The 12,231-nt window shown below is 59.5% G+C and carries 11 protein-coding genes; 3 read left to right on the forward strand and 8 right to left on the reverse strand.

The genetic code is table 11. The features are described 5' to 3' along the window. Positions 1 to 308: 308 nt before the first annotated feature. The 7 genes from ACMUVN_RS17940 to ACMUVN_RS17970 all read right to left on the reverse strand — a co-directional run bounded on the left by ACMUVN_RS17940 (position 309) and on the right by ACMUVN_RS17970 (position 7,726). Positions 309 to 1,682: an NAD(P)(+) transhydrogenase (Re/Si-specific) subunit beta gene (locus ACMUVN_RS17940; RefSeq protein ID WP_132576152.1), complete on the reverse strand. Its 1,374-nt coding sequence runs from the start codon at positions 1,680 to 1,682 to the stop codon at positions 309 to 311. Positions 1,683 to 1,704: 22 nt separating this feature from the next. Continuing rightward, positions 1,705 to 3,279, reverse strand: a complete 1,575-nt coding sequence (locus ACMUVN_RS17945) for a Re/Si-specific NAD(P)(+) transhydrogenase subunit alpha (RefSeq protein ID WP_132576150.1) — start codon at positions 3,277 to 3,279, stop codon at positions 1,705 to 1,707. 23 nt (positions 3,280 to 3,302) lie between these two features. After that, positions 3,303 to 4,430 carry an S-(hydroxymethyl)glutathione dehydrogenase/class III alcohol dehydrogenase gene (locus ACMUVN_RS17950; RefSeq protein WP_132576148.1) on the reverse strand — a complete coding sequence of 376 codons (1,128 nt, stop codon included), beginning with the start codon at positions 4,428 to 4,430 and terminating at the stop codon, positions 3,303 to 3,305. Positions 4,431 to 4,830: 400 nt separating this feature from the next. After that, complete coding sequence (locus tag ACMUVN_RS17955; RefSeq protein WP_097543267.1) at positions 4,831 to 5,415, reverse strand: YceI family protein; 585 nt, start codon at positions 5,413 to 5,415, stop codon at positions 4,831 to 4,833. 19 nt (positions 5,416 to 5,434) lie between these two features. Beyond that, a complete protein-coding gene (locus ACMUVN_RS17960) occupies positions 5,435 to 6,289 on the reverse strand; it encodes a hypothetical protein (protein WP_132576146.1) in 855 nt (284 codons plus the stop codon). A 412-nt stretch (positions 6,290 to 6,701) separates the two neighbouring features. Next, positions 6,702 to 7,319: a TetR/AcrR family transcriptional regulator gene (locus tag ACMUVN_RS17965; RefSeq protein WP_063473981.1), complete on the reverse strand. Its 618-nt coding sequence runs from the start codon at positions 7,317 to 7,319 to the stop codon at positions 6,702 to 6,704. A gap of 56 nt (positions 7,320 to 7,375) precedes the next feature. Next, positions 7,376 to 7,726: a DoxX family protein gene (locus ACMUVN_RS17970; RefSeq protein WP_097543269.1), complete on the reverse strand. Its 351-nt coding sequence runs from the start codon at positions 7,724 to 7,726 to the stop codon at positions 7,376 to 7,378. Between the two features lie 140 nt (positions 7,727 to 7,866). Between ACMUVN_RS17970 and ACMUVN_RS17975 the strand changes: the two genes are divergently transcribed. Both ACMUVN_RS17975 and gfa read left to right on the forward strand, forming a co-directional pair. Beyond that, the gene (locus ACMUVN_RS17975; RefSeq protein ID WP_063473983.1) at positions 7,867 to 8,973 is read left to right on the forward strand and encodes an alcohol dehydrogenase catalytic domain-containing protein; all 1,107 of its coding nucleotides are present in this window, start codon (positions 7,867 to 7,869) and stop codon (positions 8,971 to 8,973) included. Positions 8,974 to 9,066: 93 nt separating this feature from the next. Beyond that, complete coding sequence (gene gfa, locus ACMUVN_RS17980) at positions 9,067 to 9,633, forward strand: S-(hydroxymethyl)glutathione synthase (protein WP_132576144.1); 567 nt, start codon at positions 9,067 to 9,069, stop codon at positions 9,631 to 9,633. A 279-nt stretch (positions 9,634 to 9,912) separates the two neighbouring features. Here gfa and ACMUVN_RS17985 read toward each other — a convergent pair whose 3' ends face one another. Further along, a complete protein-coding gene (locus ACMUVN_RS17985) occupies positions 9,913 to 10,971 on the reverse strand; it encodes a LacI family DNA-binding transcriptional regulator (RefSeq protein ID WP_047616954.1) in 1,059 nt (352 codons plus the stop codon). Between the two features lie 244 nt (positions 10,972 to 11,215). Between ACMUVN_RS17985 and ACMUVN_RS17990 the strand changes: the two genes are divergently transcribed. Beyond that, positions 11,216 to 12,199 carry an autoinducer 2 ABC transporter substrate-binding protein gene (locus ACMUVN_RS17990; protein WP_132574757.1) on the forward strand — a complete coding sequence of 328 codons (984 nt, stop codon included), beginning with the start codon at positions 11,216 to 11,218 and terminating at the stop codon, positions 12,197 to 12,199. The last annotated feature ends 32 nt before the right edge of the window (positions 12,200 to 12,231 follow it).

The following is a 12,231-nucleotide window of genomic DNA, read 5'->3' on the forward strand; positions in this document are numbered from 1 at the left end:
TCGAGCCGCCTTAACCGCATGTGGGCGTACCCGTCTTAGCGCTATCGCGCTCTGACGACTGGGGAGGCGGTCCGCCCCCCTCAATCGGGCCAGATTTCGAGATCGCCAGCGGCCCTGCTCCCAAATCCTTTGTCGCGCAACCCGTATCCATATGTCGATTGCCGCTTTCGCTATCGCATGGTCATGGTCGGACGAATTTGGGAGGGGCCGAGCGCACAAGGGCGAGCCTGCCGTGACGGGCTTACGGCTGGCGCGCACATGTTTCTTTGAGAAAATGTCTCCAGTCGGAAGCGGAGATCATCAAGCTCTCAGGCCAGCTTCGGAAGCAGGCCGTTGACCGACTCCTTGGCGTCGCCGTAGTACATGCGGGTGTTTTCCTTGAAGAACAGCGGGTTCTCGATACCGGAATAGCCGGTGCCCTGGCCGCGTTTGGAGACGAAAACCTGCTTGGCTTTCCAGACCTCGAGGACCGGCATGCCTGCGATCGGCGAGTTCGGATCTTCCTGTGCCGCCGGATTGACGATGTCGTTCGAGCCGATGACGATGACGACATCGGTTTCATGGAAGTCGTCGTTGATCTCGTCCATCTCCAATACAATGTCGTAAGGGACCTTTGCTTCCGCCAGCAGGACGTTCATGTGGCCGGGCAGCCGACCTGCGACCGGATGGATCGCAAAGCGCACCTGCTTTCCGGCGGCGCGCAGCTTGCGCGTGAGTTCCGAAACCGCACTCTGGGCCTGCGCAACCGCCATGCCGTAACCCGGAACGATGATCACCGAGTCGGCATCGTTGAGCGCTGCGGCAACACCTTCGGCATCGATGGCAACTTGCTCACCCTCGACGACCATCGTCGGGCCCGAGGCATTGCCGAAGCCACCGAGAATGACCGACAGGAACTGGCGGTTCATCGCCTTGCACATGATGTAGGACAGGATCGCGCCCGACGAGCCGACAAGCGCTCCGGTAACGATCAACAGGTCGTTGCCGAGCAGGAAGCCCGTCGCCGCGGCCGCCCAGCCGGAATAGGAGTTGAGCATCGAAACCACGACCGGCATATCGGCGCCGCCGATGGCCATGACGAGATGAGCGCCGATGACAAAGGCGATCAGCGTCATCAGGTAGAGGGTCCATGCACCTGCGCCATTCATGTACCCGATCATCAGCACCAACGACCCGAGCACCATCAGGATATTGAATATGTGCCGGCCGGACAGGATAAGTGCCTTGCCGCCGATATGGCCAGAAAGTTTGCCATAGGCGATGATCGAGCCGGTGAAGGTTACCGCACCGATGAACACGCCAAGGAAGATTTCCACTTCATGGATGATCTTTTCCGCATTGGAGGCGAACTCATGTGCCGTCATGTCGGAGTTGAGGCCGATCAGTACCGCAGCGAGGCCCACAAAGGAGTGTAGCGCCGCCACGAGTTGCGGCATGCCGGTCATTTCGACGCGCTGTGCCAACAACGTGCCGACGACAGCACCAACGACGAGCATGGTGCTCAGGACGACGGAAAGCCCCACGCCCGGCCCAAGAATGGTCGCGAGCACGGCTATTGCCATGCCTGATATGCCGTACCATACGGCGCGCTTGGCGCTTTCCTGACCGGAAAGACCGCCGAGCGAAAGGATGAAGAGAACGGATGCGGCGATGTAAGCCGCGGTCTGGATACCGATAGACATAGTTCTATACCCCGGGCTGGCGTCACGACTTTTGGAACATGTTCAACATGCGCCGCGTGACCATGAAGCCGCCAACGATGTTGATGGTGGCGATCGCCACCGAAACGGCGGCAAGGGCGGTCACCAGCCAGCCGCCTGCAGTGACCTGCAGCAACGCACCGATGATGATGATCCCGGAAATCGCATTGGTCACGGCCATCAGCGGCGTATGCAGCGAATGGCTAACACCCCAAATGACCTGGAAGCCGACGAAGCAGGAAAGCGCGAAGACGATGAAGTGGCCCATGAAGGCCGACGGTGCATAGGCGCCGATAAGCGCCATGAGAACACCGCCGACGACGAGCAGGCCGACCTGCTGCCGCGTTGCCGACTTGAAGGCGGAAGCTTCGGCTGCACGCCGTTCTTCCGGCGTCAACTCCTTGGGCTTTTCTTGTCGTTTCTGGGCTGCAATCGCCTGGATCTTCGGCGGCGGTGGCGGATAGGTGATCTCGCCCTGGAACGCCACAGTGGCTCCGCGAATAACATCGTCTTCCATGTTATGGACGAGAACGCCATCCTTCTTCGGCGTCAGGTCCGTCATCATATGGCGGATGTTCGTCGAATAGAGGGTCGAGGCTTGCGCGGCCATGCGGCTCGGGAAATCGGTATAGCCGATGACGGTGACGCCGTTCTCAGAAACGATCTTCTGATCCGGAACAGTCAGGTCGCAATTCCCGCCGCGTTCCGCCGCAAGGTCGACGACCACGGAGCCCGGCTTCATCGCGGCGACCATGTCGGCAAGCCAGAGCTTCGGCGCGTCGCGGCCCGGGATCAGCGCGGTGCTGACGACGACGTCGATGTCCGACGCGATCTCACGGAACTTTTTCAATTGCGCTTCGCGAAATTCGGGGCTCGACGGCGATGCATAGCCACCCGTCGCCGCGCCGTCCTGCTGCTGTTCCTTGAAGTCGAGGAAGACGAATTCGGCACCCATCGATTCGATCTGCTCGGCCACTTCCGGTCGAACGTCGAATGCATAGGTGATGGCGCCGAGCGAGATGCTGGTGCCGACGGCGGCCAGACCGGCGACGCCGGCGCCAATGACCAGAACTTTGGCTGGCGGGATCTTGCCGGCCGCGGTCACCTGGCCGGTGAAGAAGCGGCCGAAATTATTGCCGGCCTCGATCACGGCGCGATAGCCGGCGATGTTGGCCATGGAAGACAGCGCGTCCATCTTCTGGGCGCGCGAAATGCGCGGCACCATGTCCATGGCAACCACGTTTGCGCCGGTCGTCTTCGCCTGCTCGAGAAGCTCTTTGTTTTGCGCAGGATAGAAGAAGGAGATCAGCGTCTTGCTTGCCGAAAGCCTTGCTAGGTCGTTCGCTTCGGGCGGCCGCACCTGAGCGATGACGTCTACGCTTGCATAAAGTGCGTCAATGCTGTCGACGACCGTAACGCCAACTGCGCGATAGGCGTCGTCGGAGAAGCCGGCAAGTTTGCCGGCGCCCGTTTCGATGGCACAGTGATATCCGAGTTTCTGAAGCTGGGTGGCGCTGTCCGGCGTCATCGCGACGCGTGCTTCCCCCTCGAACCGCTCTCGTGGCGAACCTATAAACATGTCACTCCCCATAATGCGATTTGTCAGTACACGACGACGCCGCGGATGCTCTTGCCGGAATGCATCAGCTCGAAGCCCTTGTTGATGTCATCAAGCGGCATGGTGTGGGTGATCATCGGATCGATCTGGATCTTGCCCTGCATGTACCAGTCGACGATCTTCGGCACGTCGGTGCGCCCGCGGGCGCCGCCGAAGGCGGTGCCCATCCAGTTGCGGCCGGTGACCAGCTGGAACGGCCGGGTGGAGATCTCCTGGCCGGCGCCGGCCACGCCGATGATGATGGACTTGCCCCAGCCGCGATGGCTGGCTTCCAGCGCCTGGCGCATCACCTTGGTGTTGCCGGTGCAGTCGAAGGTATAGTCGGCGCCGCCGATCAGGTCGCCGTTGCGTTTGGTCAGGTTGACCAGATAGGGCACGATGTCGTCACCGACCTCCTTCGGATTGACGAAGTGGGTCATGCCGAACTTTTCGCCCCATTCCTTGCGATCACTGTTGATATCGACGCCGATGATCATGTCGGCGCCGGCAAGCTTCAGGCCCTGCAGCACGTTGAGACCGATGCCGCCGAGACCGAAGACGATCGCCGTCGAACCGATCTCCACCTTGGCGGTGTTGATGACCGCGCCGATGCCGGTGGTGACGCCGCAGCCGATGTAGCAGATCTTGTCGAAGGGGGCGTCGGGATTGACCTTGGCAAGGGCGATCTCCGGCAACACGGTGAAGTTCGAAAAGGTCGAGCAGCCCATATAGTGATGGATCTTGTCCTTGCCGATCGAGAAGCGGCTGGTGCCATCCGGCATCAGCCCCTGGCCCTGGGTGGCGCGGATCGAGGTGCAGAGATTGGTCTTGCGGGACAGGCAGGAATAGCACTCGCGGCATTCCGGCGTGTAGAGCGGAATGACGTGATCGCCCTTCTTCACCGAGGTGACGCCCGGACCGACATCGACGACGATGCCGGCACCCTCATGGCCGAGGATGGCGGGGAAGAGGCCTTCCGGATCGGCGCCCGACAGGGTGAAATCATCGGTGTGGCAGATGCCCGTCGCCTTGACCTCGACCAGCACTTCGCCGGCCTTCGGCCCTTCCAGCTGCACGGTCATCACTTCGAGCGGTTTTCCGGCCTGAACGGCAACGGCGGCGCGAACGTCCATGGGTTTCCTTTCGATTGTTACGAAATTTGCCGCGGCGCGGCCTGAGTGCGAGTGTTACGTCGCAGATGAATGAGGGAGATTTTGATCGGCCGTTGTCACTCCGGATACGGTCGAGCTTGGCGGCGCGGCCTCACCACAAACGAGGACTGCAAACGAACGCATGTAAAGATCCTCCCGATGCGCGCTAACGGCTTTATCCCTGCCTTCCAGCAAGCGCTATCTCTCGTTAACATACCATTTCGTATTTGCATACCAAAAAGTATCTGAGAAGTCGGAAAAACCAACTCGGCTGCCTATCCCAGGCCGGACGGCATAAGGGTTGCGCCCATACGGAAAAATACCGTCGCTTTGTGGCGACGGTATCCTTTCGGGAAGGGACTCTACGGTCCGGATTGTTTGATCAGCCTTGGTGCTCGCGGCCTTCCACCTGAATCACGAGCTCGACCTCATCACCGATCATTCCGAGCGCTGCCTTCATGCCGAAATCGCTCCGCTTCACCTTGGTTGTCGCGCTGAAGCCGACCACGTGGCTTTTGTCCCACGGGTTCTGGCCTTCCTTATTGAACTTGACATCCAGGGCAGCGGACTTGGTGACCCCGGCAATGGTTAGGTCGCCAATAATTTGTCCCGTGGTGTCGGAGGTTTTCTTGAATTCCTTGCCGACGAAGGTGATTTCCGGAAATTCCGTCGCATTGAACCAATCGGCGCCCTGTATGTCGCCGTCGCGCTGCTTGTTGTTCGTCGAGATCGAACCGACCGCGACTTTGACATCAAGGCTGCTTCCCTCGGGCTTCGTGGCATCGAATTCGAAAGCGCCTGAGAATTCCTGCGCGACGCCAATCACTTTCGAGAAGCCGAGGTGATCGATGTAAAACGCGATCCCTGAATGGACCGGGTCGATGTCGAATTTGGTGGCCCAGGCGGGCGACACTGTTCCGGCGAGCGACGCCATCGAAAGCAACAAAGCTGCAAGTCTGTATTTCATTTTCATTCTCCTCCTCATGTTAAACTGGAAAACTCGATCCATAGTCCAGGAACGCGACAACGACCGCCAACGCGGCCGGAAGCGCAGCCAGGGCGATATGGACGAAAAGGCGCGGAAACTGCCGAGATACAGCAAGCAGCCGGCAGATACCCTCCGAGAACACTGGCAGCACAACGCAGAGGCCGAGGATCGCGATGGCGATGGGATCGGCTTTGCGCGTGATCAATACCACGGTGTAAGCGACGGAAATCAGTCCACCCAATGCGCCGGTCGCCGAGGCGCCGCCAAAGCGGAAAACGGGATTGATGATGTGTATCAGGAGAATTCCCAGGCAACCTGCTACGAGCATCAGACAGAGCTGAAACGAAGAGGACGATGCACCCAGAAGGGCAATCGGCGCGAAGCCGAGCGCGAGCATGGCAACGACGCCGCCCCGCTTTACGTCATCCTCCGCGCGAACCGACGCCCCGCCCAAGACGAGCCACACTATAGCCACGCCAGCCGTTGCAGCTGCCGCCACTTCCCACGTCGCCACTCCCAAGCGGGGCAGGCCAATATAGAATGCGGCCGCCACCGGCTGAAAAAGGGACACAACTCGAACCGCGCGTTGGGCGGCGATCTCGACCGCGAACCCGACTGCCGTCCCGATAACAATCACATAGAATACCTTGTTGACCGCCCCGACAGGTGGAAAAGCCGGCACTTTGTTGTAGACGAGCCAATAGGCTGCCAGCAATGCAGCAGGCATTAGGAGGTCAGTGGGGCGCATCAGGCGGCGCCAGCGCATCAGGCCCGACGCGATAATGCCGACGAGCACCATGGCGAGCAGGGACGCGGCCAGCGCCTCCTGCGGGGAGTTGCCAAATCCAAACATGCGAAGTCTTCCGAATTGCGAGATGTATATCCTGCAGCGCCAGCACGCTGACGCGTGGCACCCGGCGCCGACAAAACCGGTGCCTTAGCCTCCGGCTTGCGTGCTTCGACAGCTCACTGTCATCTTACCTTTGCTCATAATCCCCCCATAGCCCGCATGCTCCTCAACAGCGGTCGCCGCAGTCTGTAGCTTAAATACCGTATGGTTTTCGCATACCAATTAGACTTTGAATGAAACCTAGTCTTTGAATTTTTAGATGTCAAGCTTGCTATAGGCGCAATGTGGGTGCTTTCCCCCCGCAGCGCTGCAGCGCCGCAGCTTCGACGATCGACAGAATGTTGACAGGTTAAGTGCGTGCGGGACGACTAAGGCATAGCCGCCCGTTTCTCATGTCGACGGCAGATGGCCTCTGTCAGGCTTTTGCAGGGACGCCGGGCGTGGTTGCCCGCGACGAGCGGTACATGTCTCGCAAGACGACCCGGACCATGTCCCCAGGCGCTCCGTCCTTGAGGAAGCTCGAAATACCGCCATAGGTGAGCTCGAGAACGATACCGCCGATATAGAATGGGCTCGCAGGAGGCTGCATAACGAGATCCAACTTGTCGATGAGGATCTTACCTACGCCTTCCCATTGATCCCGGAAAAGCTTGATGTGACGATCTCCCAGCGTGTGATCATGCTGTGCCATGCGCAGCAGCTCGATCGCCAACATCCCCCACTTGCGGTCATCTCCGCGATTGTTCGCCCACGTTGCGAGAACGTCGATGAGGTCCATCGGCTCATCACATTTCCCGAGAAGTTCCGTCAGTTGGACCACGTCGCCACCGGCATTGCCGGCGAGGAGTTGGAGGAAGATGTCTTCCTTGTTGGCAAAGTTCGAATAGAACGCTCCTTTCGAATAACCGGCCTCCTCGGCGATCCGCTCAATCGAAGCCCCAGCGTAACCGTAGCGTGCCATGACTTCATACGCCGACGCTAGAAGCTTCTCTTTCGTTCGAGCCTGACTTTGCTCACGTGTCAGCCGTGCCATTCGCAATTCCCGTTCTCGCGTATCCAGACACCGAGGCGTACCTCAAAATGCAGTGATCATACAAGAGCCGTTAGCAGACAAATGAGTGCCCAGAAGATCGGATACTCCGGCCCCATCTTCTGCCAGCGCCAGTTCATGCCGTTGATCTTCACGACCGCGTAGCCGGCCCCGAGCAATACCGAGGCACCTACGACGGCTGCAACCCTGGGGTAGATAGTAAAAGTCATGCCCACTGCGGCACATGCCTCAGCAACCATGGTAAGGCCCACGAAAAGTCTTCCGGGCTTGAAACCCGCCGCTTCGAATGTACTCCCGGCTTTCTCATAGTGCAGGCCCTTGCCGATGAGATGCGGAATGAACCAGACGCCGCAGAGAATGCGGAGCCAGTCAACCAAAACGAAATCCATTTCTCCTCCTTGACGCCGGCCTCCGCCGGGTCGGCGAGGATAGTTGCCATTCCCCGCTTGCCTTTTCAGATACTAAACGGTATTCACAATCTATATAGGATGTCAATACGACGCAATCTTTGAGTTTGGGAGGAATACCAATGGAACTGATGCGTGCCGCCCGGCTTCATGCCGTGGGTCAGCCGATGAGCATTGATGAGGTCGAGCGTCCGAAGGCCACCGGAAGTGACGTGATCGTCCGCGTGAAAGCCTGCGGAATGGTTCCGAATCTCGCGAACGTTCTGGCCAACTGGGAGACTTGGTATCCGCAGATGCCATTGCCGCCACGGCCCGCGATTCATGGCCTCGATCCAAGTGGAGTGGTTCACGAGGTCGGTCCCCAAGTGGTCAGCATTAAGCCGGGCGACAGGGTGTACGTGAATCCCGGCCGCTTCTGTGGTGCATGTCATCATTGTTCTTCGGGCAAGCCGCAGGCCTGCGAATATTGGACGCTTGGCGGTTACTTCGGCTACAACCAAAAAAGCATGGATATGTTCGCCCGTTATCCTTACGGCGGGTTCGGCGAATTCATGCTCGCACCGCAGGCTCAGGTCATCAAAATCCCCGACAATATGACGTTCGTCCAGGGTTCCCGTATGGGCTATCTCGGCACCTCCTATGCCGCGCTCAAAAAATGCGGTCCGCTCATGGGCAAGACTCTGATCATCAACGGCGCCACTGGGACGCTAGGCTTGGGTGCAACGCTGTTCGCATTGGCGATGGGCGTTGCCAAAATCTACGCCGTGGCCAGGGGCGAGACATTGCTTAAGCGGCTGAAAGCGATCGCGCCGGACCGGATCGTCACGTTCTCGAACGTGAAGGGATCCTCGGGAGCTTTCGTCAAGGAGCAGACTAACGGGAGCGGCGCGGACTTGATGCTTGATACGCTCGGCGCCAAGGCGCCGCTCGACTCCATGCTGGACGCCATGGGTGGCGTCAAACGGGGAGGGCGCGTCGTCAATATCGGCGGCACGTCTGGGGCTTTGCCCGTCGACGTCAAATGGTGGATGGACGAGCAGATGGAATTGATCGGCTCGGTTTGGTTCACGGCCGCAGAAGGGGTGGAGATTGCGGCGATGGTCGCAGCAGGGATCATCGACATGTCGGTCATGTCACCGATGGTTTGGCCGCTGGAGAGGATCAATGAAGCCATTTCTGGTGTCGGAAAGGACGAAGGCGGCTTCACCTACTACGCTGTCGAACTGTAGCGGAGTTCCAATCGAGCGGCCTAATCGCTGATCGGCCACCTGCCGATCTGAAAGCCGGGCGCAGTTGTCTGGCCAAATAGGAGGAAAGAAGCAATGGCAACCATACACCCTTATGTCGATGGGGGATTGAAAAAGGGCGGCGGCCCGTTCGTTGGAGGCACTCTCGTATGTGAGTGCACGACGAACCCTGTAAAGGTGAAGATCAACGGCGATATCGCCCATAATCATGCCTGCGGCTGCACCAAGTGCTGGAAACCGGTAGGCGCAAACTTCTCGATTGTTGCAGTGGTACCCACGGAAGCCGTGGAAGTCGTTGAGAACGGCGATAAGCTCACGGTCGTCGACGCAACAGCCCTCATCCAGCGACACGCCTGCAAGGAGTGCGGTATCCATATGTATGGGCCGGTGGACCGGGATCATCCGTTCAAGGGCTTATCCTTCGTCCATCCTGAGCGTTTCGAAGAAGAAGGATGGGCGGAACCCGGATTTGCCGCTTTCGTATCCTCAATCATCGAGGCTGGCTATGACCCCTCGAAGATGGATGCAATCCGTGAGCGTCTCACCGAGCTGGATCTTGCGCCTTATGACTGCCTCTCGCCTGGTCTGATGGACTACATCGCCACGTGGACGGCAAAGAAGAGCGGTGTCCTGGCGGCTTAGATCGCAAAGAGCCGGACAGCGGTCCGGCTCCCAACCTGAGCCAGTTCAGGAAAGTTCCATAATTCAGCTTATGCCGCAAATTGTTCTAGCGGGGGTGGGTTCAAGGATGAAGCGTCCTGTTTCTGCAAAAGTTGGAATGTCACTCTCCCCGAGTCTGAACGAGATCTGGGAGACGAGCGGATGGGATTGATAGCGACTTGAATACGTGATGACGGCGTCGTGTCTGGCGATCAGGCATCAAAGAATTCGGGGCCGTCACCTCGAACGAGACAGGACGCATTACTCGATATCCTTCAACGCATCGAGTGGGCCGATCAGCGCCGTGCGCGGCGGCACGAGTGTCGGCTGCACCAGATGCGTGATTGCCGGGCCGCGATCCGCATCGAGGATCGCAAACCCCCTGGTGATCATCGCCTCGCTATCCTGCCGGATCATGAAGACGGGGAAAGGCAGGAAGGAGCCGAAGGGATCGTAGTCGTAGCAGCCGACGATGATATCGGCGAAGGTCTCGTGCGGATGCAGCGCGAGGAAGCGCATCAGCCCTTCGAGATTGATCGAGGAATTGACGAAAAATGCGCGTGGCAGCTTTCCGTGGCCTTCGTAGAAGGCTTCGAAGGCGCGGGCAGTCATGGCGGGGGAATAGCCGGTCGGCTGGATGCAGATGTCCGGATCCGCGCCCAGCAGGGCGCGCTTTACGTCGCGGAAACCGCGAATTCGCTCATGGCTGGCATGGTCGTTGCGGCCGCCGAACAGGTACAGATCGTCGGGCGAAAGCGGGCCATCCTCCTGTGCGCGCTCGATGATCGCCTGTGTCAGCATGCGCGCACCTTCATAATTGTCGCTGATGATCGACGGCGCCAGCGTGCCCGGCAGATCGATGTTGACGTGCTTCAGCCCCGCCTTTTCGCAGACCTTGTGCACCCCATCCGGATCGGTCGCGCCGGCGATGAACAGCTCGTCGATAGAATAGGAGATCAGCGTCTCGACGACCTGCCGCTCCTCCTCCGGGTCGCGACAGGCGCTGACGACGAGCGGGCACTGGCCGCGGCTTCGGACCTGCGCCTCGAAAGACTGCGCCATAGAGGAGAAATAGCGGTTGTCGTGCACCGGCAGGAGAAGACCGACGAGGCCGGAGCGGGACGACCGCAGGCCACGCGCCTGCAGATTTGCCTTATAGCCGTGCTCGTTCGCCAGCTTCTGAATGAGCTGGGCTGTCGCCTCTTTGATACGCCGCTTCCGCCAGCTTCCGTTCAGCACGGCGCTCACGGTGGAAGGCGACGCGCCCGATAGGATCGAGAGATCGTAGATTGTCGCCTTTTTCTTGCTGATGTCCGTCATTCCCAGCCTTTCCTCTATCGTTCCCTTAGAAACAAACCCCTCTTGACGAAAGCCCCACCTTGATCGATAGTTATTGCACCATCGATTGTGCAAAAAAGAAAGATCGATTGTGCAGGATGGTTCGCCGGAGGAGGCGAGACGGGAGGCAAGGGTATTCCCTCGCCATGAAACAATCAGGAGCAACCTGCCGTGAAGCCGGCCGGTGGTCGTCGTTCGCATGAGCGACCTTTGAGGAGGAGTGAGGATGAGGAGCCTTATCGTAGCGGCATTTGCCGCATCGCTGTCGCTTGCCGGGGCGGTGGTCGCGTTTGCACAGGACGCACCGAAGGTCGGCATTGTCGTCAAGATCGGCGGCATTCCCTGGTTCAACGCGATGGAAGCCGGCATCAAGGAACAGGGCCAGAAGTTAGGGGTCGATGCCTTCATGATCGGCCCGACCAGTGCCGACCCGGCGCTGCAGGTGCGCGCCATCGAGGATCTGATCGCCCAGGGCGTCAAGGTCATCGGCGTGGTCCCGAACGATGCCAAGGTGCTCGAGCCCGTGTTCACCAAGGCGCAAGCCGCCGGCATCAAGGTCATTACGCATGAATCGCCCTCGCAGAAGGGCGCCGACTGGAATTTCGAGCTCGCATCGTCGACTGGATTTGGTGAGGCCCATGGCAAGCTGCTCGCCGAAAAGATGGGCGGCAAGGGCGAATATGCCGTCTTCGTCGGTTCGCTGACCGTCCCGCTGCACAATGCCTGGGCGGACGCCGCAATCGCCTATATCAAGGCGAACTATCCGGACATGAAACTCGTCGGCGATCGCTATGGCGTCGCGGAAGACGTCGACAAGAGCCGCTCGACGGCGCTCGACCTTATTGCCGCCCATCCGGATCTGAAAGGCTTCCTTGCCTTTGGCAGCCAGGGTCCAATCGGCGCCGGGCGCGCTGTCGAAGAACGCCGCAAGACGGGCAAAATCTTCGTGCTCGGTCCGTTCTCGCCCGGCCAGGGCCAGAAGCTGATCAAGTCCGACGCGATATCGGGCGGCTTCATGTGGAATCCGAAGCAGGCCGGCGAAGTCTTCGTCACGCTCGCCGATCGCCTGATCAAGGGCGAGAGCGTCAAGGAAGGTGATGACATTCCGGGTCTCGGCGTGATCAAGCCGGTTGGCAACGACATCATCGTCGATCAGCTGCTGCCGATCAACAAGGATACGGTCGACGAGCTGGCCGCAATGGGCCTCTGAAGAGGCCCCCTCCCCGGGTGTCGGGCCGGTCG

Source organism: Rhizobium sp. IY2, assembly GCF_047532935.1.
Lineage (GTDB): Bacteria > Pseudomonadota > Alphaproteobacteria > Rhizobiales > Rhizobiaceae > Rhizobium > Rhizobium anhuiense.